Annotated in this window: 17 protein-coding genes; 6 read left to right on the forward strand and 11 right to left on the reverse strand. The window is 71.0% G+C overall.

Annotated elements, in window-relative coordinates; translation table 11 throughout:
- The coding region (locus ABZ434_RS18340; protein WP_359137345.1) for an ATP-binding cassette domain-containing protein at positions 1 to 227 on the reverse strand (227 nt) is incomplete at its 3' end.
- Between the two features lie 334 nt (positions 228 to 561).
- Between ABZ434_RS18340 and acnA the strand changes: the two genes are divergently transcribed.
- A complete protein-coding gene (acnA, locus tag ABZ434_RS18345; protein WP_359137348.1) occupies positions 562 to 3,276 on the forward strand; it encodes an aconitate hydratase AcnA in 2,715 nt (904 codons plus the stop codon).
- Positions 3,277 to 3,361: 85 nt separating this feature from the next.
- Here acnA and ABZ434_RS18350 read toward each other — a convergent pair whose 3' ends face one another.
- The 5 genes from ABZ434_RS18350 to ABZ434_RS18370 form a co-directional block, all read right to left on the reverse strand.
- Positions 3,362 to 4,225 (reverse strand): VCBS repeat-containing protein, encoded by an 864-nt coding sequence (locus ABZ434_RS18350; RefSeq protein ID WP_359137351.1) that lies wholly within the window; start codon positions 4,223 to 4,225, stop codon positions 3,362 to 3,364.
- Between the two features lie 159 nt (positions 4,226 to 4,384).
- Positions 4,385 to 5,224 (reverse strand): VCBS repeat-containing protein, encoded by an 840-nt coding sequence (locus tag ABZ434_RS18355; protein ID WP_359137354.1) that lies wholly within the window; start codon positions 5,222 to 5,224, stop codon positions 4,385 to 4,387.
- A gap of 173 nt (positions 5,225 to 5,397) precedes the next feature.
- Positions 5,398 to 7,407, reverse strand: a complete 2,010-nt coding sequence (locus tag ABZ434_RS18360) for an FUSC family protein (protein ID WP_359137357.1) — start codon at positions 7,405 to 7,407, stop codon at positions 5,398 to 5,400.
- A 209-nt stretch (positions 7,408 to 7,616) separates the two neighbouring features.
- Positions 7,617 to 7,997, reverse strand: coding sequence for a nuclear transport factor 2 family protein (locus ABZ434_RS18365; protein ID WP_359137360.1), 381 nt, complete (start codon positions 7,995 to 7,997; stop codon positions 7,617 to 7,619).
- Positions 7,994 to 9,388 (reverse strand): MFS transporter, encoded by a 1,395-nt coding sequence (locus ABZ434_RS18370; protein ID WP_359137363.1) that lies wholly within the window; start codon positions 9,386 to 9,388, stop codon positions 7,994 to 7,996. The genes ABZ434_RS18365 and ABZ434_RS18370 overlap by 4 nt, the downstream gene beginning before the upstream one ends.
- A 127-nt stretch (positions 9,389 to 9,515) precedes the next feature.
- On the opposite strand from ABZ434_RS18370, the gene ABZ434_RS18375 reads away from it, so the two are divergent.
- Positions 9,516 to 10,088 carry a TetR/AcrR family transcriptional regulator gene (locus ABZ434_RS18375; protein ID WP_359137366.1) on the forward strand — a complete coding sequence of 191 codons (573 nt, stop codon included), beginning with the start codon at positions 9,516 to 9,518 and terminating at the stop codon, positions 10,086 to 10,088.
- 111 nt (positions 10,089 to 10,199) lie between these two features.
- On the forward strand, positions 10,200 to 11,432 hold the full coding sequence (locus ABZ434_RS18380; protein ID WP_359137369.1) for an ROK family transcriptional regulator: 1,233 nt from the start codon (positions 10,200 to 10,202) through the stop codon (positions 11,430 to 11,432).
- Between the two features lie 266 nt (positions 11,433 to 11,698).
- Here ABZ434_RS18380 and ABZ434_RS18385 read toward each other — a convergent pair whose 3' ends face one another.
- From ABZ434_RS18385 to xylA, 5 genes are all read right to left on the reverse strand, one after another.
- The gene (locus ABZ434_RS18385; protein ID WP_359137372.1) at positions 11,699 to 13,078 is read right to left on the reverse strand and encodes a GH1 family beta-glucosidase; all 1,380 of its coding nucleotides are present in this window, start codon (positions 13,076 to 13,078) and stop codon (positions 11,699 to 11,701) included.
- Between the two features lie 8 nt (positions 13,079 to 13,086).
- Positions 13,087 to 13,941, reverse strand: coding sequence for a carbohydrate ABC transporter permease (locus ABZ434_RS18390; RefSeq protein WP_359137375.1), 855 nt, complete (start codon positions 13,939 to 13,941; stop codon positions 13,087 to 13,089).
- Positions 13,942 to 13,946: 5 nt separating this feature from the next.
- Positions 13,947 to 14,918 (reverse strand): sugar ABC transporter permease, encoded by a 972-nt coding sequence (locus ABZ434_RS18395; RefSeq protein ID WP_359137378.1) that lies wholly within the window; start codon positions 14,916 to 14,918, stop codon positions 13,947 to 13,949.
- A gap of 11 nt (positions 14,919 to 14,929) precedes the next feature.
- Positions 14,930 to 16,168, reverse strand: coding sequence for a sugar ABC transporter substrate-binding protein (locus ABZ434_RS18400; RefSeq protein ID WP_359137664.1), 1,239 nt, complete (start codon positions 16,166 to 16,168; stop codon positions 14,930 to 14,932).
- A 179-nt stretch (positions 16,169 to 16,347) separates the two neighbouring features.
- Positions 16,348 to 17,517 (reverse strand): xylose isomerase, encoded by a 1,170-nt coding sequence (gene xylA, locus ABZ434_RS18405; RefSeq protein WP_359137382.1) that lies wholly within the window; start codon positions 17,515 to 17,517, stop codon positions 16,348 to 16,350.
- 268 nt (positions 17,518 to 17,785) lie between these two features.
- Here xylA and xylB point away from each other — a divergent pair, with 268 nt between their 5' ends.
- From xylB to ABZ434_RS18420, 3 genes are all read left to right on the forward strand, one after another.
- Positions 17,786 to 19,270, forward strand: a complete 1,485-nt coding sequence (gene xylB, locus ABZ434_RS18410) for a xylulokinase (RefSeq protein WP_359137385.1) — start codon at positions 17,786 to 17,788, stop codon at positions 19,268 to 19,270.
- 55 nt (positions 19,271 to 19,325) lie between these two features.
- Entirely contained in the window at positions 19,326 to 21,581 is a 2,256-nt protein-coding gene (gene yicI, locus ABZ434_RS18415; protein ID WP_359137388.1) for an alpha-xylosidase, read from the forward strand.
- 282 nt (positions 21,582 to 21,863) lie between these two features.
- The gene (locus ABZ434_RS18420) at positions 21,864 to 24,083 is read left to right on the forward strand and encodes a hypothetical protein (protein ID WP_359137391.1); all 2,220 of its coding nucleotides are present in this window, start codon (positions 21,864 to 21,866) and stop codon (positions 24,081 to 24,083) included.
- Positions 24,084 to 24,124 lie beyond the last annotated feature (41 nt).

The following is a 24,124-nucleotide window of genomic DNA, read 5'->3' on the forward strand; positions in this document are numbered from 1 at the left end:
GTGGCGAGGTCGTGGCCGTCGACGTGCAGCTCGCCGGCGTCGGCGGTGACGAGGGTGGAGAGGATCTTCACGGCGGTGGTCTTGCCGGCACCGTTGGGACCGAGCAGCGCGAACACGGTCCCGGTCGGCACGGCGAGGTCGATGCCGTCGAGGACCGTCTTGTCCCCGTAGGCCTTACGAAGTCCCCTGGCCGAGATGGCGAGGGAGTGCGAAGTCGTTGTCGTCATGCCGAGGAGATTGCGGCAGGGCGCATTCAGCCGGGTTTCACGACGGTTTCAGTGCCCCGGAACCGGGCGGCGGAGAGTGACGTCCTGGGGCCCTGGAGCCGAGGGGCCGGCCACTGTCGGCAAGCCCTGACATGACCCGTCCACGGTGATGTACTAGAGTTATCTCGACATCGAGATATATGCCGAAGGCGCACAGCGGGCCACCGTTCGGTAAGGGTTACCTAACTAAGCCTTACCTTAGCGGATGTCCGGCTCGCCGAAGGCGGCACCACGCGGCGCCCGCCGAAGTGAGGCGCGGCGCGGAGTTACGCGCACATTGATGAAGGAGACTGTCGTGTCGGCGAACAGCTTCGACGCCCGCAGCACGCTGCGCGTGGGCGACGAGTCGTACGAGATCTTCAAGCTGGACAAGGTCGAGGGCTCCGCGCGCCTCCCTTACAGCCTGAAGGTGCTGCTGGAGAACCTGCTCCGCACGGAGGACGGCGCGAACATCACCGCCGACCACATCCGGGCGCTCGGCGGCTGGGACTCCCAGGCCCAGCCCAGCCAGGAGATCCAGTTCACGCCGGCTCGCGTGATCATGCAGGACTTCACCGGTGTGCCCTGTGTCGTGGACCTCGCCACCATGCGTGAGGCCGTCAAGGAGCTCGGCGGCGACCCGGCGAAGATCAACCCGCTGGCCCCGGCCGAGCTGGTCATCGACCACTCCGTCATCGCCGACAAGTTCGGTACGAAGGACGCCTTCGGCCAGAACGTCGAGCTGGAGTACGGCCGCAACAAGGAGCGCTACCAGTTCCTGCGCTGGGGCCAGACCGCCTTCGACGAGTTCAAGGTCGTCCCCCCGGGCACCGGCATCGTCCACCAGGTCAACATCGAGCACCTGGCGCGCACGGTCATGGTCCGGGGCGGCCAGGCGTACCCCGACACCCTCGTCGGCACCGACTCCCACACCACCATGGTCAACGGCCTCGGTGTGCTGGGCTGGGGCGTCGGCGGCATCGAGGCCGAGGCCGCGATGCTCGGCCAGCCGGTCTCCATGCTCATCCCGCGCGTCGTCGGCTTCAAGCTGACCGGCGAGCTCCCGGCCGGCACCACCGCCACGGACCTCGTGCTGACCATCACCGAGATGCTCCGCAAGCACGGCGTCGTCGGCAAGTTCGTCGAGTTCTACGGTGAGGGCGTCGCCGCCACCTCCCTCGCGAACCGCGCCACCATCGGCAACATGTCGCCGGAGTTCGGCTCCACCGCCGCGATCTTCCCGATCGACGACGAGACGCTGAAGTACCTCCGCCTGACCGGCCGCGACGCCCAGCAGGTCGCGCTCGTCGAGGCGTACGCCAAGGAGCAGGGCCTCTGGCTCGACCCGGCCGCCGAGCCGGACTTCTCCGAGAAGCTGGAGCTCGACCTCTCCACGGTCGTCCCCTCCATCGCCGGACCGAAGCGCCCGCAGGACCGCATCGTCCTCGCGAACGCCAAGGCACAGTTCGCCCAGGACGTGCGCAACTACGTCTCGGACGACGAGGAGGCGGGCAAGGAGTCCTTCCCGGCCTCCGACGCCCCGGCCACCCACAACGGCGTCCCGTCGAACCCGGTCACCGTGACCGCCCCCGACGGCACGACGTACGAGCTGGACCACGGCGCCGTCACCGTCGCCGCGATCACCTCCTGCACCAACACCTCGAACCCCTACGTCATGGTCGCCGCGGCGCTCGTGGCGAAGAAGGCCGTCGAGAAGGGCCTGACCCGCAAGCCGTGGGTCAAGACCACCCTCGCGCCGGGCTCGAAGGTCGTCACCGACTACTTCGACAAGGCGGGTCTGACCCCCTACCTCGACAAGGTCGGCTTCAACCTCGTCGGCTACGGCTGCACCACCTGCATCGGCAACTCCGGCCCGTTGCCGGAAGAGGTCTCCAAGGCGGTCAACGAGCACGACCTGGCCGTGACCTCGGTGCTCTCCGGCAACCGTAACTTCGAGGGCCGGATCAACCCCGACGTCAAGATGAACTACCTGGCGTCCCCGCCGCTGGTCGTCGCGTACGCCATCGCCGGCTCGATGAAGGTCGACATCACCAAGGACGCCCTCGGCGTCGACCAGGACGGCAAGCCCGTCTTCCTCGCCGACATCTGGCCCACCGAGGCCGAGGTGAACGACGTCGTCGCCAACTCCATCGGCGAGGACATGTTCAACAAGTCCTACCAGGACGTCTTCGCGGGCGACGCCCAGTGGCAGGCGCTCTCGATCCCCACCGGCAACACCTTCGAGTGGGACTCCGAGTCCACCTACGTGCGCAAGCCCCCGTACTTCGAGGGCATGACGATGGAGACGACTCCGGTCGAGGACATCACCGGCGCCCGTGTCCTGGCCAAGCTCGGCGACTCGGTCACCACCGACCACATCTCCCCGGCCGGTGCGATCAAGGCCGACACCCCGGCCGGCAAGTACCTCACGGAGCACGGCATCGAGCGTCGTGACTTCAACTCCTACGGCTCGCGCCGTGGTAACCACGAGGTCATGATCCGCGGCACGTTCGCCAACATCCGCCTGCGCAACCAGATCGCGCCGGGCACCGAGGGCGGCTTCACCCGCGACTTCACCCAGGCCGACGGCCCGGTCTCCTTCATCTACGACGCCTCGCAGAACTACCAGGCGGCCGGCACTCCGCTCGTCATCCTCGCGGGCAAGGAGTACGGCTCCGGCTCGTCCCGCGACTGGGCGGCCAAGGGCACCGCGCTCCTGGGCGTCAAGGCCGTCATCGCCGAGTCCTACGAGCGCATCCACCGCTCGAACCTCATCGGCATGGGCGTCCTCCCGCTGCAGTTCCCGGAGGGCCACACCGCCGAGACCCTCGGACTCACCGGCGAGGAGACCTTCTCCTTCACCGGCGTGACCGAGCTGAACGACGGCACCACCCCGCGCACCGTCAAGGTCACCACCGACACCGGTGTGGAGTTCGACGGCGTCGTCCGCATCGACACCCCCGGTGAGGCGGACTACTACCGCAACGGCGGCATCCTGCAGTACGTGCTCCGCAGCCTGATCCGCAACTAGGCATCAGCGGCAGTACGGCGAGAGGGCCGCATCCCCGGCGACGGGGGTGCGGCCCTCCCTCATGAAGCGGGGGTGACTACCAGGCTCAGTAGAGCAGCCGGTAGGTGTTCCAGCCGCCACCGATCTTCACGCGCGCCTTGTACGGCGAGGCGGCGCTGCCGGTGCCGGAGTAGCGCCAGAGGATGCCGTCCTTGTCACGGGCAAGCAGGTCGGCCTTGCCGTCGTAGTCGAGGTCACCCGTCGAGATGAGCACGTTGTACGCGTTCCATCCCGCGCCGATCTTGGTGCGGGTGGCGAACGGGGCCTTGTAGTTGCCAGTGCCCTTGTAGAGCCACAGGACGCCGGACTTGTCCTGGGCGACGAGGTCGCTCTTGCCGTCGCCGCTCAGGTCGCCGTTGCCCGCGATCTGGTTGTACGTGTTCCAGCCGCTGCCGACCTTGTACCGGCCCGTCAGCTTGCCGTTGCCGTAGCCCAGGTAGATGTAGAGCACACCGGAGCTGTCGCGGGCCAGCAGGTCGCCGGCGCCGGCGCCGCCGAAGTTGCCCGCGGAGACCATCTTGTTGTAGATGTTCCAGCCGCCACCGACCCGGAAACCCGAGAGCTCCCACGGCATGTAGTACAGCGAACCGGAGTAGTCCCGCGCCCACAGGCCGTCGGTCTTGGTGTCAGCGGCGTTGTTGACCTGACCCAGGTCCTTGATGTCGGACCAGTTGTCATCGCTGTTCGACTTGCGGGCGAGGAAGCCGCCCTCCTGGTTCTGCGTGTAACCGTACGAGTTGCCGGCCTTGTCGATTCCGTACAGGGCGGACGACACGGTGGCAGCCGCCGCTGCCGCGGCGGGCTGCTGCGCGGAGTTGACCGCGCTCGGAGCCACCGGGCTCGGGGAGTCGGCGGCGACGGCGGAGGTGCCGGTGCCGACGAGGGCGGCGGTGACTGCCGCAGCTGCCACGCGGGCGGCTATACGTCTGTGCTTACGGCCAGTGGTTTTGGCCACGAAGTACTCCATGGATCTAGATGAATGGTGGCCCGCCCGTCCCCGGAGGGAGGGCAGGCCACGGGTTTCATCCGAATCGTGTCATGACTTCGAGTGGGAAACCTTCAATTTTGGTCAGAAGATAAGACGATAGGTGTTCCAGCCACCCGTTCCGATCTGCACGCGGCTCCCGAAGGGGGCGGCTGCGTTGCCCGTGCCCTCGTAGAGGTACAGCGCGCCCTTGGCGTCCCGGCCGACGAGGTCGGTGGTGCCGTCCAGGTCGATGTCACCGGGGGCGAAGACGGTGTTGTACGTGTTCCAGCCGCCACCGACCTTGGTCCGGGCGGCGAAGGGGGCCTTGTAGTCGCCGGTGCCCTTGTAGAGCCACAGGACGCCGGACTTGTCACGGGCGACGATGTCGTTCCTGCCGTCACCGGTCAGGTCGCCGTTGCCCGCGATCTGGGTGTACGCGTTCCAGCCGCCGCCGACCGTGTACCGCTTGGTGACGGTGCCGTCGCCGTAGCCCAGGTACAGGTAGAGGTATCCGGCGGCGTCGCGGCCCAGGAGGTCACCGGCCTCGGCGCCGCCGAGGTCGCCCGCGGACACGAGGCTGTTGTAGATGTTCCAGCCGTGGCCGACGTTCTTGAGGGCGGAGTTGTCGTTGGCGCCGTAGTGGAGGTCCCCTGCCACGTTGGTCTGCCAGCGGCCGTCGGCGAGGCTGTCCGCGTTGTTGTCCACGCGGCCGAGGAACTTGACGTCCTTCCAGCCGGTGTCGAGCGGGACGCGGGTCTCGAGGCCGCCCTCACCGTTCGGGGCGTAGTAGTACGAGGCGCCCGTGCTGTCCACGCCGGCGATGCCGTACATGGGCGCGTCGCCCACCTCCGCGGCGAAGGCGGAGGCGCCGGTGCCGACGAGGGCCGCGGTTATCGCGGCTGCGGCGAGGCGGGTGGTTGCACGGCCGGAGATCTTGGCCACGTGTGTTCTCCATGGTGGTGGGTCGAGGCGTGACGCGCCGCGGGATACGGGGACACGCCACGGAATTGAGGGTGATCCTTTCACGAGTCCCTCACGGCTCCAAGGGTTTGACGCAAAGGCGTCAAAGCGACATCTCCGCCCCGAAGTCCCGGCGTTGCGGGCATGGGCGCAGGTCAGACCCGAGCGGCAGATCCGGCCGGTGCAGCGTCGGCGTGGCCCGCTGTGGTCAGCCGGTGAATACCGTGCAGCTGCGTCATCACATCCCGCAGCGACCGGCAGTCCCGCGGACCCGGGCCAGGTGCCGGCCGGGCGGTGCGGTGGCCGTCCTCCAGGGCATCCGCCAGCACGGAGAGCGCCGTCGTCACGCGCTCCGCCTCGCCCGACGAGGGGCGCGGCACCCCGTTCCCGACCCGCAGCGCGCACGCGGTCGCCGCGTCGACGACCAGTTCGGCGGCCACCGTCACCGCCGACCAGTCGTGGCGCCGCCCGCCGAAGGGGCCCGGCAGCTCCGCCGCGACGGTCTCCGCCGCGGCCCGTGCCTCGGCCAGCGCCCGATAGGCGGCGCCGCGCAGCGCCAGGCCCCGCTCGTCACCCCGTTGCCGGTCCCCGGCCGGGTCCGGCGCGTCCAGCACATGGCGCAGATACCGCTCCGTGCAGCGCAGCGTGACGGCGAACCGGTGGCCGACGCGCACCCGGGGGTCGGCCACCAGCGGCAGATGGCCGACGAGCAGCACGATGACGCAGGCCAGGAACGTCTCCAGCAGCCGGGACGCGGCCGCCTCGGTGTCACCCGCGGTGTGCACGAACGACAGCACCAGCACGGTGATCACCGCGGTCTGGAACGCGAAGTGGCGGGTGGACAGGGGCACCAGGGCCCCGGCCACCACGACCACCGCCACGACCACCGCCGAACCGAGGCCGCCGAGCGCGGCCATGAGCGCGACGAAGGCCAGAACTCCGGCCACGGTCCCGGCGAACCGGTTCACCACCCGCGAGAACAGCGGGCCCATGTCGGGCTTCACGAGGAAGGCCGCGGTGGCGGGCAGCCAGTACCAGTGGTCCTCGTGCAGCAGCAGCGCGACAGCCGCAGTGGCCGAGACGCAGAGCGCCACCCGCAGCCCGTACTCCCGCCCGGCGGAGGTGAACAGAGCCGGGCGGAAACCGGAGCGCGGGCCTGGCGCACGGGAGGGCCCGGGGTCCTGCGGGGCGCCCGCGCCGGCCGTCGTCCGGTCGAAGACCACCGCCGCCTCCAGCACCGCCCGGTCGAAGGCGAGCCGCTCGACGGTGTCCGGCCGCGGGCTCGGCAACGTACCCGCGGGTCCGCCGGAACGGACTGCCGCGGCCAGCCGCCGGGGGCCCTCGGCCACGGCGTCCGGGACCGGACGGCCCTCCCACAGCAACGCGATGCTCGCCTCGCAGAGTGCGACCCCCGAGCCGAAGCGTTCGGCGAGGGCGTGCGTGGCCCCGCCGGACGGGCGGGGCCACGGCATCAGCCGCATCAGCCGCAGCGCCTCGTCGGCCTGCTGCTGCGCGGCGACCAGGGCGCGCCGGGCGGACGGTGCCCCCGGGCCGCCGAGCGCGCCCAGCGCGTCCGCGAGCGCGTCGAACATGGCGGCGACGGCCTCGCGTTCACCGCTCCACCGGGGTGTGCCCGGCGATCGCGGGGCGCGCAGCAGCAGTCGCAGAACGACCAGCCAGCCCGCCCCGGACAGGAACCACAACGCCTTCAGCCACGCCGGGCCGGCCAGGGGCATCCCCATGCCGATCGTCGTGGTGACCAGCATCTGGAGGGCGGCGGCCGACCACACGGCGCCCCTGGCGCTCAGCGCCCCGGAGACCCAGCCCACCAGGAACAGCACGGGGACCGCCGCCCACCGCCCCGCCGCGTCCACGACCAGCGCGCCGGCGAACAGCCCCAGCGATCCTGCCGAGGCCGGCAGCCCTATGTGGACGAGCCCCTTGCGACGCGTCCCCGGGCGGTCGTTGACCCCGGCGAGCATGGCTCCGAGCGCGGCGAGGACACCGGGCCCCGGCTGCCCGAGGACGATGCCGGCCATGAGCAGGGGGCCCGCGCCGAACGCCCCGCGCACCATCGCCGTACGGGGCACGGGTGCCCGGCGCAGCCGCAGTACGTGGGTGAGCCAGACGGGCGCACGTCGCCGCGTCCTCGTGCTGTCGTACACCGCGGACCTCCTCTTTCACCGGCCGGACCACGGGTCCGGGGGGATGGAGCGGGCAACGGCGGCCGCCTACGGCCAACGTAGCCGGGCGATGTGGCGGGGCGGCTGCGACGGTGTTTCAGGTGTGTGATCACTCGGGGGACAGGGGACAGGGGACGGGGGACAGGAGACAGGGGACGGGGGACAGCGGCCGGGCGGCCGGTGGCGGGGTCTCACCGGTCGATGAACTGGTGGTCGCTGATGATGAGGCCCGCCGAGTCGAGGACGAGAAAGTCGAAGCCCACGGAGACGGCCGCGCCTGTCGCGGTCTCCGCCATCTCCCAGTTGAAGCGGACGGCTCCGTGGTGCCCGTCGGCGTCGGGCACCGCGCGGAAACGATGCCTGCCGGGAGCGACCCACTGGGCATGGGCGTCGGTCACCCGCGTCACCATGCCCGCGCGGCCACGGACTTCGCGCGACGGAGTGAAGTGCACGCACGCGGGGGCGAACAACGCGTCGACGAGGGCACGGCGCAGGTCCGGGTCGGGCTCGTTCCACATCGCGATGTACCGGTGGGCGAGGGCGTTCAGGGCTTCGGTGTCGGCGGTGCTCATGCGGTGGCTCCTTCTCGGGCGGACGGGGTGGGGGCGCCGGGTTTACCGGCCTTGCGGGGAAGCAGTTGGACGAGGGCGGTGAGGACGAGGGCGACGACGATCAGATGGATCAGCCCGTGCCGGAAGGCGGTGGGGACCCCGTCGCCGACGCTGCCGTAGTAGACGATGCCGACCGCGCCCACCCCCAGCGCGCCGCCCACCTGCTGAGCAGTGGTGAGTGCGCCGGCTGCTGCGCCGGCGTGCTCCTGGGCGACCCCGGCCAGCACGGTGGTCATGATCGGTCCCAGCGCCAGCCCCATGCCGATCCCGTCGACGAGGAGAGCCGGTACGAGCCAGGCGACGGGGGCCTCCTGCCCCACCATGACCAGCAGCAGGGCGAGGCCGACGACCCTCGTGAGCCCGCCGATCGCGATCACCTGCCGGCCGAGACGGGCCGTCAGCCGGGGGGCGAGGAGCGAGGCGGCCAGATATCCGGCACCGATCGGCACGAAGGCGAGCCCGGCCTGCAAGGCGTCGAGGCCGCGGCCCTGCTGGACGTACAGCGCGAAGATCAGGAAGTAGGCCGCCATGCCCATGGTGAACGCGAGGTAGGTGAACAGGCCGGCGACGAAACCGCGTTGGCGGAAGAGGGCCGGGTCGATCAGGGGCGACCGCGGGAGCCGCCGCCGGCCGAAGGCGGTGAAGAGCGCCGCGGAGGCGGTGAACGACATCCAGGTCCACGCGGGCCAGCCCTGTTCACGGCCCTCGATGAGCGGCAGCAGGGTGGCGGCGAGGGCCGCGGTGACCAGAGCGGCGCCGGCCAGGTCGAGGCGCGCGGCGTCGGCGGCCCGGCTCTCCGGGATCACCCGCCGGGCGACCGCCAGTACGGTGATGCCGATCGGCACATTGAGCAGGAAGCAGGCCCGCCAGCCGAGCCCGAACAGGTCGGCATGGATGAGGACCCCGCCGATCAGCTGCCCGAACACCGCCGCGAGCCCCATCGTCAGGGCGTAGGCGTTGATGGCCCTGACCCGCGCGGCACCCGAGTACGCCGTGCGGATGATGGCGAGTACCTGTGGCGAGAGCAGCGCGGCCGCGGCGCCCTGGGCCACCCGCGCCACGACCAGTGCGGTGGCGGACGGCGCCACACCGCACGCGACCGAGGCGAGCGTGAACAGGGCAGTCCCGAGCGAGAACATCCGGCGGCGCCCATGGACGTCCCCGAGCCGCCCGCCGAGGATCAGCCCCGATCCGTAGGCCAGGGCGTAGCCGGCGACGACCCACTCGATGGCGGTCGGGCCGGCGTGCAGATCGCGCTGGGTGGACGGGACGGCCACATTGACGATGAAGAAGTCGAGAACCGTGATGAACACGCCGGCCAGCACGGTCGGCAGAGTTCCGGAACGGGGCATGGCTGCTCCTTGGAAGCAGAGGGGGCTCGTGGCGAACCGAGCGGTGAATAGAACAGTCGGTCTACATCGCTGGATCCAGTAGATAGACTGGTTGTTCTACCGTCAAGTCCGTGTCAGAATCGGTGACGTGACGAAGACGAGACCGGGTCCCCGTGAACGGCTGGTCGAGGCCGCGCGCGACCTCACCTACACCCATGGCGTGCACGTCGGCGTGGACGCGATCCTCAGACAGGCCGATGTCGCGCGACGCTCCCTCTACCAGCACTTCGGCGGCAAGGACGGGCTGATCGCCGAGGTGCTGCGCAGCCACCCGGCCCACGCCCGCTACGTCGAGGTGATGGACGGCACCGGTGACGACCCGCGGGCGCGCGTTCTCGCGGTCTTCGACGAGCTGGAGGTGATCACCCGGCGTCCGGGCTTCCACGGCTGCCGGTACACGTCAGCCGACGTGGCCCTCACGGATCCGGCGCACCCCGCCCACGCGGAGGTCCGCGCCTTCAAGGACGGTCTGCACGAGCTGTTCGCGGCGGAGCTGACCCGTCATGGACACCCTGATCCGGAGTCCGGCGCCGACCAGCTCCTGGTGCTCATCGACGGCACGCTGGCCCACGCGGTCACCCGCCCCGACGCGCATCCGGCACTCGCCGCCCGGGGCATGGCCGAGATGGTGCTCGACCGGGCGGCGGGCCCCCGGCGCTGACCGCAGGCCGTACCGCAAGAGCGGGCCGGGGCCCCGGCCACCGCGAAACCGCAGGTCGTGCGCGGGCGGAGGCGCGACATCGGCGGACGAGGCCCTACGCTCGAAGGTCTGATGACGACGATCCGACCCACCTCGCCCGCCGCCAAGGCCGGAGCCGAGTCCGTGCGACGCAACAACCTCGGCCTCGTCCTGCGTGCCGTCCTGGAGGAGGGCGAGGTGACCCGCGCCCGGGTGGCGGCCCGCGTCGGGCTGACCAGGGCAGCGGTCTCCTCGCTCGTCGAGGAGCTGCTGGCGCTCGACCACCTGACCGAGTCGGGCAAGACGTTCAGCGGAAGCGCGGGACGCCCCGGCACCGTGCTGAAGGTGTCGGAGACCGGCCCGGCGGGACTCGGGGTCGAGATCAACATCGACTACGTCTCGGTGTGCGCGGTCGGGCTCACCGGCACCGACCGGGTCCGCGTCACCGAGCACATCGACAACCGGAACACCCCGCCGGCCGAGGTCCTCGCCCACGCCGCCCGCCTCACCAACCGGGTCATCACCTCGACCGGCGAGCAGGGGCTGAGGGCCGTCGGCGTGGAACTGGCCCTGCCCGGACTCGTCTCCGGCGGCATGGTCCGCCAGGCACCCAACCTGAACTGGTACCGCGTCGCGGCCGAGGGCATCTTCGGACAGGCGCTCAGCACGCTGAGGCCGGCCGGGCGGGCACTGGCGGTCAGCTCCGACAACGAGGCCAATCTGGCGGCGCTGGCGGAGCTGTGGTTCGGCGGCCTCGGCGACGCCCACTGCTTCCTCTACCTCACCGGCGAGATCGGCGTCGGCGGTGCACTGGTGCTCCAGGGCGAGCTGCTGCGCGGCGCCCACGGATTCGCGGGGGAGGTCGGGCACGTGGTCGTCGACCCGGAGGGGCCGCTGTGCGGATGCGGCGCCCGGGGCTGCCTGGAGCAGTACGCTGGACAGGCGGCCCTGCTGCGGGCCGCGGGCATCGACCCGGCCGCGGGTGTGCGCGGACTCGGTGAGCTGGAGAAGCGTGCGAGGGAGGGCGACCCGGACACGCTGGAGGTGCTGCGGGCGGCCGGTGACCGCATGGGCGTGGTGCTGGCCGGAGCGGTCAACCTCTTCGATCTGGGGACCGTCGTCCTCGGCGGCATCTACCGCGACCTGATGCCGTGGCTCGCCGGGGCGGCCGAGGCGCAGCTCAGGGACCGGGTGGTGTCGGGCCGGTGGCGGAGCGACGGCAGCGGGCTGCGGGCCTCCTCGCTCTCCGGCGACGCGGCACGGGGCGCGGCGGCGCGGGTGGTGCGCGGGGTCCTGGCGGACCCCGCGGCGTACGCGGCGCACTGACGGCGGGTCAGGGTCCGCTTCCCCCTCCCCCCCCGCCACCCGCGGCCGGCAACGAGCGAGGAGCCGCCCCGCCCCGCCGCGGAGGGGCCCGCGCAGCAGACCGCCCCGCCCGCACCGCGGACGGGCCCGCGCAGCAGACCGCCCCGCCCGCACCGCGGACGGGCCCGGGGAGCAGACCGCCCCGCCCCGCCGCGGACGGGCCCGCGCAGCAGATCGCCCCGCCCGCCGTGGGTGCGGCGAACGGGGCGGCCGAGGGGCGTGCCGGACTACTTCCGGTGCGCGGCGATCAGTTGCTGGTACCAGCGGTAGCTGTCCTTCGGCGTGCGCTCCAGCGTGTCGTAGTCGACCCGGATGATCCCGAACCGCTTCGCGTAACCCAGCGCCCACTCGAAGTTGTCCAGCAGCGACCAGACGTAGTAGCCGCGCACGTCCACGCCCGCGTCCATCGCCGCCCGCAGCGCGGTCAGGTGCGTCTGCAGGTACTCGACCCTGTCGGCGTCGTGCACCGATCCGTCGGCGTCCACGGTGTCGAACTCCGCCGAGCCGTTCTCCGTGATGTGCACCGGCGGCAGCGCGTCGCCGTACGTCTGCTTCAGCGCGGTCAGCAGGTCCGTGAACGACTCGGGCACGACCGGCCAGTTCATCGCCGTCTTGCGGACGCCCCGGTACTCGCCCTCGCTGTACCGGTTGTCGGTGGCGACCCGCAGCGCCGGGTCGGCCTCGCGGTGCGGGGCCGCGGCGACCACGATGGGGCGGTAGTAGTTGATGCCCAGGAAGTCCATCGGCTGGGAGATCAGCTCCAGGTCGCCCTCGCGCCGGAAGTCCTGGGCGGTGATGAGCTCGCCCCAGGTCTCCTCCTCGGTGACCGGGTAACGGCCCGCCAGGATCGGCTCGGTCCACACCAGGTTGTGCTGGGTGTCCGCGCGGACCACCGCGGCGAGGTCGGCGTCCGACTCGGTGGCCGGGACGTTGCGGTCGAGGTTGAGCGTGATCCCCGCCTCGCGGACCCCCGCCGCCCGCAGTTCCTTCATCGCCAGGCCGTGGCCGACGAGCAGGTGGTGCGCGGCGGCCAGGGCTCCGCGCCCCTCCTTCGCGCCCGGAGCGTGCCGCCCGACCGAGTAGCCGAGGAACGCGCTGCACCACGGTTCGTTCAGCGTGATCCAGCGCGGCACCCGGTCGCCCAGGTGCTCGGCCATGATCGCCGTGTACTCCCCGAAGCGTTCGGCGGTCTCGCGTACCCGCCAGCCGCCCTTGTCCTCCAGGGCCTGCGGGAGGTCCCAGTGGTAGAGGGTGGCGGCCGGCTCGATGCCCGCTTCGAGGAGCTCGTCGACCAGCCGGGAGTAGAAGTCCAGTCCCTTGAGGTTCACCGCCCCGCTGCCCTCGGGCTGGATGCGCGACCAGGCTATCGAGAAGCGGTACGAGTCCACGCCGAGGCCGCGCAGCAGGGCCACGTCCTCGGGATAGCGGTGGTAGTGGTCGCACGCCACGTCACCCGTGTCACCCCCGTCGGTCTTCCCCGGCGTGTGGCTGTAGGTGTCCCAGATGGACGGGCCGCGGCCGTCTTCGTCCACGCCGCCCTCGATCTGGTACGAGGCCGTGGCCGCGCCGAAGACGAAGCCGGGCGGGAACACCGGGAAGTCACTCATGGAAACCCTTACTTGACCGAGCCGCCGGTGATCCCGGCGGCGATGTATTTCTGGGACAGGACGAGCAGGACCGCGGCGGGCACGGCCGACAGGACCGAAGCGGCCATGACCGAACCCCAGTCACCGACGTGGGCGCCGATGTACTGGTAGATGCCCAGTGTGACGGGCTTCACGTCGTCCGTGGTGTTCAGGGTCAGCGCGAACATGAAGTCGCTCCACGCGTACAGGAACGAGAACAGGCCCGCTGTGATCAGGGAGTTGCGGCTCATCGGCAGGACGACCTGGACGAACGTACGGATGCGGCCGGCGCCGTCGACCTCGGCGGCCTCGATGACCTCGCGCGGGATGGACACCATGAACGAGCGCATCAGCACGATCGCGAAGGGGATGCCGAGTGAGGCGTCCGCCAGCATCAGGCCGAAGTAGGAGTTGACCAGGCCGAGGTCCACGTACGCGCTGTACAGGGCGTTCGCGATGACGATGCCCGGCACCATCTGGGTGATGAGCGTGCCGAAGACGATCGTCCTGCTGCCGCGCAGTTTGAACTGCGCCAGGCCGTACGCCGCCGGTGCGGAGATCGCCAGGCAGATGGCCACGGCGCCGAGTGCCACGGCCAGCGAGGTCAGCAGGTTGCCGCCCTGCTCCGTGAGGGCGGACGTGAAGCCGGAGAAGTCCACGCCGGTCGGGACCGGGCCGACGTCGACCAGGCTCGCGTCCGGTTGCAGGGCGGTGTTGATCATCCAGTACAGCGGGAACAGCATCACCGCGAGGACGACGACGCCGAAGACGGTCGCACCCCAACGGCGCTTCGGCCGGTGGACGGCGGGAGCCGGGGCGGCGGGGATCTGGGTGGTGGTCGCCATGCCGGTCACTTCCCCTCATTGCGGTTGACGCGCAGGTAGAACACCGCGAAGACGGCGGAGATCAGGATCAGGATGTTGCCGACCACGGCACCGGCCCCGAAGTCCATCTGGACGAACGAGTTCTGGTACGTGAGCGTGCCGAGCGTCTGGGTGGAGTCGGCAGGCCCGCCGTCGGTGAGGGCGAGGACCAGGTCGAGGATCTTCACCGTCGACATGAAGCCGAGCACGAGCACCACGGTGATGACGGGCTTGAGCATGGGCAGGGTGACCGAACGGAACGTACGCCACGCGGACGCGCCGTCGAGCGAGGCGGCCTCGTTCAGCTCCTTCGGGACTTCCTGGAGGCCGCCGTAGAGGATCACCATGTTGAACGGGATGCCGATCCAGATGTTCACCAGGATCACCGAGATCAGCGCCATGCTGGTGCTCGTCAGCCACGGAGTGTCACCGGGGAGGCCGACGGTGTCCAGGAAGGAGTTGAGGACACCGGTGTCCTGGTCGAAGATGCGCCGCCACACGATGCCGGAGACCACCATCGGGACCAGCCACGGCAGCAGGATCAGCGAGCGCAGGATGCCGTTCAGCGGGAAGCGGCGGGTGAAGAAGACGGCGAGGGCCAGCCCGATGCAGAACTGGCCGAGGAGCGATCCGACGGTGAAGAGGATCGTCTGCCACAGGGCCTTGCCGAACAGCCCGTCGTCGAAGACCTTGCTCCAGTTGTCGAAGCCGTTGAACGGCGCCTCACCGGTGAAGAAGGTGGAGGGCGAGTAGTCCTGGAAGCTCATCACGATGTTGCGGACGAGCGGGTAGCCGAAGAACAGCGCCATGAAGATGACGGCGGGGGCGATGAACCCCCACTGGGCGAGCGCCCTGCGGCGCTTGGCGCTCCGCGGATTCACGGGCTTCTTGACCGCACCGGCGGCGGGCGCCTTCGGGTCGGCCGGCAGCGCGGCGGCCGAGGCTGTGGTGGATGACATGGTTCGTTACCTCAGTTCCCGCTCGTGACCTGCTGCTGGGCACGCTTGAGAGCGGCCTCGCTGGACTCACCGGTGAGCGCGGACTGGAAGGCGCTCTGCAGGGCCAGCGACACGGAGGACCACTGCGCGCCGAGCTTCGCGGTACGCGAACGGGCCGTGGCGACCTGGTCGGCGAGGGCGGCCAGTTCCGGCGCCTTCGTACGCCACACGGCGGCGGCCTTCTCGTTGGCCGGGACCATCCAGCTGTTGATCGCGTAGGTGATCTGCTCCTGCTCGCCCGACATGCAGCCGATGATCCGGGCGGACATCTTCTCCCGCTCGCTGTCCCCGGTGTTCGGCACGGTCAGCACCCCGCCGCCCAGCGGGCCCACGGAGTCGTCGCCCGCCTTCGGGACCGGGATCTGTGCGATACCCCAGTTCAGCCCCTTCTTGGAGTTGAGCGTCTCCACCTGCCAGGGGCCGTTGATCATCATGGCGGCGTTGCCGGCCATGAACTGGTCGTTCACATCGGCCTGGGTCCAGTTGACCGTGGACTTGGACAGGGAGCCGTCCTTCAGGAGGCTCTTCCAGTAGTCCAGCGCCCCGGCCACCTGCGGACTGTCGAGCTTCGTCTCGTCGCCGCCGTTGGACCACATGAACGGGGTGAACTGGAAGACGCCGTCCTCCGCACCGCCCGCGCTGAGCGCGAGGCCGTACCGCTTGCCCCGGGTGAGCTTCTTCGCGGTGTCCTGCATCTCGGCCCAGGTGGTGGGCACCTTCAGACCGGCCTTGTCGAGGGTGTCCTTGTTGTAGAACAGCGCCAGGGTGTTCACGGTGCGCGCCGCCCCGTAGTACGTCCCGTCGTACGAACCGAAGTTGACGATCCCGTCGGGGATGTCCTTCGTCGTCAGGCCGAGGTCCTTCAGCGGGATCAGCCCGCCGGCCTCGGCGAACGTCGGCATCTCCGAGGCGTCCAGCTGGAGCACGTCGGGCAGCGACTTCGAGGACGCCATCCGCAGGGCCTTCGTCATCACCTGCGCTGCGGGGACGCTCTGCTGCTCGATCTTCACCCCGAGCGCCTTGCTGCACCGGGCCAGCGTCTGGGCGTCCCAGCGGTGGTAGGACTCGTCGGTCGACGAGTTCATGACGGTGTACACGTCCGGGTCCCGCTGCTGCCCGCAGCCGGACAGGACGACGCCGCCGAGCAGCGCGGAGACGACGGTGAGCGGGACGATGACCCGCCGGTGATGGCGGCGGCGCGGCTGGCGCATGCCGTCCGGAGAAGGTGCTGTCACGATGGTGCCCTTGCGTGAGAGGGGTGCCGGCCCGGGGGGACCACTGTGTCCCGACGAGGTGGATCCGTCCGCCCGGGGCGCGGGTCCGGCAGGCCCGCGCGCGGGGAGAAGGGGTGTCCGACGGCGAAGGTCCGCGCCGGACACCCCCGGTGGGGTCAGCTGACGCCGAGCAGGTGCTCCATGGCGAGCTGGTCGAGCGCCTCGAAGGCCATCGAGCGCTCGGCGGCACCGTCCACGTCGAAGTCCTCGTACGCGGAGCGGTCCGCGAGCAGGGCCTTGACGCCGTCGGCGGCGGTGGGCTGCGCCAGCTCGTCCAGGCGGGAGGCGGTCAGCGCCTCCTGGACGGCCGGGTCGGCGCGGAACGCCAGCGCGCGCTCCTTGAGGATCAGGTAGTTGCGCATGCAGTTCTTCGCGGACTCCCAGACCCCGTCGATGCCGTCGGTGCGCACCGGCTTGAAGTCGAAGTGCAGCGGGCCCGCGTAGTCCGAGCTCTCCAGCAGGTCGACGAGCCAGAAGGCCTGGCGCAGGTCGCCGGCGCCGAAGCGGAGGTCCTGGTCGTACTTGATGCCGGACTGGCCGTTGAGGTCGATGTGGAAGAGCTTGCCCGCCCACAGCGCCTGCGCGATGCCGTGCGCGAAGTTCAGCCCGGCCATCTGCTCGTGACCGACCTCGGGGTTCACGCCGTACATCTCCGGGCGCTCCAGGCGCTCGATGAAGGCCAGTGCGTGTCCGACGGTGGGGAGCAGGATGTCGCCGCGCGGCTCGTTCGGCTTGGGCTCGATCGCGAACTTCAGGTCGTAGCCCTGGTCCACGACGTACTCGCCGAGCAGGTCGAACGCTTCCTTCATCCGGTCCAGCGCGACCCGCACGTCCTTGGCCCCGCCGGACTCGGCGCCCTCGCGGCCGCCCCAGGCGACGTACGTCTCGGCGCCCAGCTCGACGGCGAGGTCGATGTTGCGGACGACCTTGCGCAGCGCGAAGCGGCGGACGTCGCGGTCGTTGGCGGTGAAGCCGCCGTCCTTGAAGACGGGGTGCGTGAAGAGGTTGGTGGTGGCCATGGGGACCTTGAGACCGGTGCGGTCCAGGGCGGCCTTGAAACGCGTGACGATCGCGGCGCGCTCACTGTCGGAGGCGCCGAACGGGATCAGGTCGTCGTCGTGGAACGTCACACCGTGCGCGCCGAGTTCCGCGAGGCGCTCGACGGACTCGACCGGGTCCAGGGCGGGGCGGGTGGCGTCACCGAAGGGGTCGTTGCCTCGCCAGCCGACGGTCCAGAGCCCGAAGGTGAACCTGTCGGCGGGGGTGGGGGTGAAGCGGTTCGACATTCTGCTGCCTCTTGTCGACATGGCCCGGGCGGCTGCTCTGCCGTCCGACCGATTTGTTTGCTGGCAGTACTAATACGGCATCTCGGCGTTAGTTTCTAGACCATCCCAGTGACACATCCGTCACATAGGGGCAACACGGCTGCCTGTCGGCGGTCTTGAGGCCCATGTGGGGCGGGTTGTGAGCCGCTCCAGAAGCTATCGAAGCGCTTCGAAGAATTATTTGTTTTGTGTACGATCAAAATCGGGACCCACAGGAACGAGGTACGACATGCCGTCGCGACCAGCCAGCAACCCGGACACCGCACCGGTATCGGCCGTCATCGGCGTGGACAGCTCCACCCAGTCCACCAAGGCCGCCGTCGTCGACACCGCCACCGGCCGGCTCCTCGCCGTCGGCCGCGCCCCGCACACCGTGACCGGGCAGGGCGGTGCCCGTGAGAGCGACCCCGAGCAGTGGTGGCAGGCCCTGTGCGCGGCCGTCGCCGACGCCCTCACGGAATCGGGCCTGGACCCGTCCGCCGTCACCGGGATCGCCGTGGCCGGCCAGCAGCACGGACTCGTCACCCTGGACGCCGACGGCCACCCGCTGCGCCCCGCCCTCCTGTGGAACGACACCCGCTCCGCCCCGCAGGCCGCCGCCCTCACCGCCGCCCTCGGCCGGGAGGCCTGGCTGAGGCGCACCGGATCGGTCCCCGTCGCCTCGATGACCGCCGCCAAGTGGATGTGGCTGCGCGAGAACGAACCGGCCACCGCCGCCGCGACCGCCTCCGTCCGCCTCCCGCACGACTTCCTCACCGAGCGGCTGAGCGGCGCCGCGGTCACCGACCCGGGCGACGCGTCCGGCACCTTGTGGTACGACCCCGCCACCCAGGGTTACGACCCCGAGCTGCTGGCCCTCACCGGTCTCCGTGCGGACATGCTGTCCACGGTCGCCGCCACCGGAGCCACCCGCGCCGGACATCTCACCGCCGAGGCCGCCCGCGCCCTCGGCCTGCCCGCCGGCATCCCGGTCGCCGCCGGCACCGGGGACAACATGGCGGCAGCGGTCGGCCTGGGCCTGGGGGCCGAGGGACTCCTCGACCACCCCGTGGTCAGCCTCGGCACCTCGGGCACCGTCTTCGCCGCCACCCGCAACCGCCCGCACTCCGCGCTGCTCGCCGGATTCGCCGCCACCGACGGCACCCGCCTCCCGCTGGGCTGCACCCTGAACTGCACCCTCGCCGTGGACAAGGTCGCCGAGCTGCTCGGCCTGGACCGTGAGGACGCCGCCCCCGGCGGTGAGACCGTGCTGCTGCCCTTCCTGGACGGCGAACGCACCCCGGACCTCCCCGCCGCCTCCGGCCTCCTGCACGGGCTGCGGCACGACACGACCCGGCAGCAGATCCTCGGCGCCGCCTATGAGGGCGCGGTCGTCGCCGTCCTGCGCGCCCTGGACGAACTGCCGCTCGACGCGCCCGGCGCGCCGCTGCGGCTGATCGGCGGGGGAGCGCGCGGCACGATGTGGGTGGAGACCGTGCGCCGGCTGTCCGGCCGTGCGGTGATCCTCCCGGACTCCGCCGAGCTGGTCGCCCTCGGAGCGGCCGCCCTGGCCGCCGGCGCCGCCACCGGCCGCGACCCGGTGGCCCTGGCGACGGAGTGGGGCGCCGGCGAGGGCCGCGAACTGCCTGCCGTGCCCAGGGACACGGCGACCTGGGACCGGGTGACCTCGGTCCTCGACCGGGCGGCACCCGCACTCCTGACGACGCACCCCTGACGACGCACCCCGAACACCCCGAACACCCCGTACCACCGGCCAAGGAAGACCCCCCATGAAGTTCACCGACGGCTTCTGGCAGATGCGAGACGGTGTGAACGCCTCGTACGCCACCGAAATCCGCGACCTGCGCCTCGACGCCGACCGCCTCACCGCCCACGCCGCCGTCAAGCGCGTGACGCGGCGCGGGGACACCCTCAACGCCCCCCTGATCACGGTGGAGGCGTACGCCGCGGCCGAAGGCGTCATCGGCGTCCGTGTCACCCACCTCGCCGGCAGGCGCCGCCCCGGTCCGGACTTCGGCCTCCCCGGCGCCACCGGCGACACCACGGCGACCACCCGCGACGACGGCCCCACCGCCGAACTCACCAGCGGTCCGCTCACCCTGCGTCTCCCCACCGAGGGCGACTTCGGCCTGGAGTTCCTCGACGCGGACGGCCGCCTGCTGACGGCCGCCGGGCGCAAGGGCACCGCCTTCGCCACGGTCCAGGACGGCGCCCACCACATGGTCGCCCAGCTCGCCCTCGGCGTCGGCGAGACGATCCACGGCCTCGGCGAGCGGTTCACCCCGTACGTCAAGAACGGCCAGGTCGTCGACATGTGGCAGGCCGACGGCGGCACGAGCAGCGAACAGGCCTACAAGAACGTCCCGTTCTACCTCTCCTCACGCGGCTACGGCGTCTTCGTCAACCACCCCGGCAAGGTCTCCTTCGAGGTCGGCTCCGAGGCGGTCGGCCAGGTGCAGTTCAGCGTCGAGGACCAGACGATGGAGTACTTCGTCGTCGCCGGCCCCACGCCCAAGGACGTCCTCACCCGCTACACCGCCCTGACCGGCCGCCCGGCCCTGCCCCCGGCCTGGTCGTTCGGGCTCTGGCTCACCACCTCCTTCACCACGAACTACGACGAGGCCACCGTCACGTCGTTCGTCGACGGCATGGCCGAGCGCGGCATCCCGCTCTCCGTCTTCCACTTCGACTGCTTCTGGATGCGCGAGTACCAGTGGTGCGACTTCGAATGGGATCCGGACACCTTCCCCGACCCGGTCGGCATGCTCGCCCGGCTCAAGGACAAGGGCCTGAAGATCTGCGTCTGGATCAACCCGTACATCGCGCAGAAGAGCGCCCTGTACGCGGAGGGTGCGGAGAAGGGCTACTTCGTCCTCACCCCCGAGGGCGACATCTGGCAGTGGGACAAGTGGCAGGCCGGCATGGCGCTGGTGGACTTCACCAACCCCGAGGCCACCGCCTGGTTCCAGGCCAAGCTGAAGACCCTCCTCGACCAGGGCGTCGACGGCTTCAAGACGGACTTCGGCGAGCGCATCCCGACCGACGTCGTCTGGCACGACGGCTCCGACCCGGAGCGGATGCACAACTACTACACGCACCTGTACAACAAGGCCGTCTTCGAACTCCTGGAGAAGGAGCGGGGCCAGGGCGAGGCCGTCCTCTTCGCCCGCTCCGCCACCGCCGGCGGCCAGCAGTTCCCGGTCCACTGGGGCGGCGACTGCTGGTCCTCGTTCGGCGCCATGGCCGAGTCCCTGCGCGGTGGGCTCTCCCTGTCGCTGTCCGGGTTCGGCTTCTGGAGCCACGACATCGGCGGCTTCGAGGGCACGCCCGACCCGGCGGTCTTCAAGCGCTGGCTCGCCTTCGGCCTGCTCTCCTCGCACAGCCGCCTGCACGGCTCCTCGTCCTACCGGGTGCCGTGGGAGTTCGGTGACGAGGCGGTCGCGGTCGCCAAGCAGTTCACCGAACTGAAGCACCGCCTCATGCCGTACCTGTACGGTGCCGCCGTCGAGGCCCGCGACACCGGCGTCCCCACCATGCGCCCGATGCTGCTGGAGTTCCCCGACGACCCGGCTACCCGCACGGTGGACCGCCAGTACCTGCTCGGCCCGGACCTCCTTGTGGCGCCGGTCTTCAGCGAGGACGGCCAGGTCGAGTACTACGTCCCCGAGGGCACCTGGACCCACTTCCTGACCGGTGAGACCGTCGCGGGACCCGCCTGGCACCACGGCACCCACGGGTTCGACAGCCTCCCGCTGCTGGTCCGCCCCGGCGCCGTCCTGCCGCTCGGCGCGGACGCGTCCCGTCCCGACGCCGACTGGACGCAGAACCTCCAGCTGCGCGTGTACGCCCCCGAGGGCCTCGGCGACTTCACCCGCACGGTGACGGTCCCCGACCTCACGGGCGCCCCGGCCGCGACGTACGAGCTGGTCCGCGAGGGCGGCACGCTCCGCGTCACGACGGACACGGACCGGCCGTACGAGGTCGTGGTCGTCGGTGACACGTCCCTGGACGTCGTCCGGGGCTGAGGTCGCGGCCGGCCCGTCGGCCCCTTCGGTCGCAGCGCCGGGTGCGCCGGACCGAAGGGGTGACGCGCCGGAACGCGGCGGGACGGGCCGCCCCGTCCCGCTGCTCCGGCCGGGCGAGGCCGATCGGGCAAAACTGGCGAACAGTCACCCGAGGGAGCCCCTTCGGGCGCGTCGCTCCCGCACGACCACGTGACGGTGTGTCAGACAAGGCCCGTGAAAAGTGCGGTGGCGGCCTCGCCGGTGTCTGTAGCGTCTCCTGCCCAGGGGGGCGGGTTCTCGCCGGTGGCGGCGTTCCGGAACCCCTTCACGGTGCCCCACGGCGCGCCCGCGGGGTCGGGCGCGATCGAAGCGGTGTTCGTGGACGGGGCCGGGGTGCTGCGGTACCTGACCTCGAACGGCGGCGTGTGCTGGGGCGTGGAGGACCTGCCCGGCGGTCCGTACACGCTCGGCGGCGGGGCGGAGCGCTTCGGCGGGATCGTGGCCGTGACCGGGTGCTCCGGCGACCCGGCCGGGGTCAACGTGTTCTGGACCGACGGGGCCGGGACGCTCGGGCAGCTGGAACTGACTCCGCAAGGCTGGAGCGACTCGCCGCAGTGCCCGGTGGGCTCGGTCCCGATCGTCACCGGTCTCAGCGTCGCCTACTCCCCGCCGGGCGGCGACGACCCGCCGCGCCCTCTCCTGTACGGCGCACAGGACTCCTCCACCGTCGGCGTCACCGCGTTCGACGGCAACGGCTGGACCCGGTACCAGTCCTTCGGCAGTCCTGACTACGCGCCCCAGTACAACGGAATGGTGCTGGCGCCGACCGAGGCGACCGCGACGAGCTTCTGCCCGCACTTCAACGTGTTCTTCAACTGGAGTGGCACCCCCAGCGTCACGCAGCTGTCCGGCTCGGGGAACGGCAACGTCCTGACGCCGTGGCACACCCTCGCGTCTCCCGGGCTCAGCGGCGGGCCGGGCGTGGCCGGCGGCGGCTTCCCGGGCGGGCTCGTCGCGGTGATCCAGGCCTACGCCGAGAGCGGGCCGCTCATCCCTGCCTGCGTCTACGTGGACAACGAGCCGGGCGGCGAGCGGAACCTGATGGTCTGGCCGGCCGGGTTCACCGGGGCGATGGCGCTGCCGGTGCCGAATCTGGGGTGCCGGCTGGCCGTCGCCGGGCAGGCCGTGGCCGGCGTCAACACGACCCTGTACGTGATCGGCTCCGACGACAGTGTCTACGCCATCCCGCAGATCAGCACGTGCTTCAACGGCCAGACGCCGATGATGGGCCCGGCCTCGCAGATCTACGCCGGCGGATCCGGCACGGACCCCGTGCAGCTCGCCCCGGACCAGGTGCCGGGTGACGCCCCCGCACTGTTCGTGATCGGCGACGACCGGAGTCTCTGGCTCTACGAACCCTCCGACCAGCCCGGCAGCTACAGCACCACGCTCCCCGGCTGTACCGGCCAGTGGTCCGGCTACCAGGTGCTGCAGAACGTCCCGCTGCCGCCCGTCGAGCTGGTCAGCCCCATGCCCGCCGGCACGGCGCTGCCCCTCGGCTCGAGCGTCAGCACGCCTCTGAACACCAGGCTGACCGTGCAGCCGGCCGGTCTGCTGCTCACCGCGGGCGACACCCCGGTGTGGTCCGTGCCCCTCGACGGTGTCGGCGGTGCGATGCTGACCCAGAGTGCCGACCTGACCGTTGTCGACATGTCCGGCAACACGCTCTGGACGTCGGGAACCGGGACGACCGCTGGCACGGCGAGCCTCAGAATCGTCGACGCCCCGCCCAGCGTCCAGCTCGTCGGTGACGACGGCTTCCCCTTCTGGTTCTCGAACCGTACGCAGGCCCCGTGTCCGGCCGGCACCCCGATCGCCGCCGGCGCTCAGATCGCCGCCGACGGATTGGTGCTGGTCATGCAGCTCGACGGCGACCTGGTCCTGCTCGACCGGTCCGGTCAGCCGGTCTGGAACACCGGCACGGACGGGAGTGACGGCAACACCCCCGGACACTCGGCCGCTTTCACCGAGGCGGGCGCGATCGAGGTCTACGACAGCACCGGGGTGGACCTGGTGTGGAGCTCCGCCGCCTTCGGGGGCAGTCCCGGCGACACCCTCACCCTGTCCAGGGGGCCCGGGCCCTGCCTGGAGATCACGTCCACCGGTGCCCTCGTCTTCCGGGTCGGCCAGCCGCCGCCCAGCAGCGATGACGCCACCGGTTGCCCTCCCGGCTGGTGGTTCACCCCCGGCACCGGCATGACCGGCCGGGACGGCTCCCAACTGCTCATGCAGGAGCAGCAGGTGCTGTTGTGGGATCAGGTCGGAACGGACTACTGGTCGCAGCCCGGATCGGGCGCCGTGTTCACCACCGACGGCGATCTGCAACTGCTCGACGGCCAGGGCACCGCCATCTGGAAGGCGGGCGTGAACGGCGCCCAGCTCATCGTGGACAAGTCCCCCGGCACTCTCTGCATCGTCGACGACAACGGCGACAGCCTCTGGATCGTCCCCCCGTCCGGCTGACCGGCGAGCCGACCGCCGATCCGACCCGAAGTCGCCGCCAA

The organism is Streptomyces sp. NPDC005761, from assembly GCF_040630635.1.
Classification (GTDB): Bacteria; Actinomycetota; Actinomycetes; order Streptomycetales; family Streptomycetaceae; genus Streptomyces.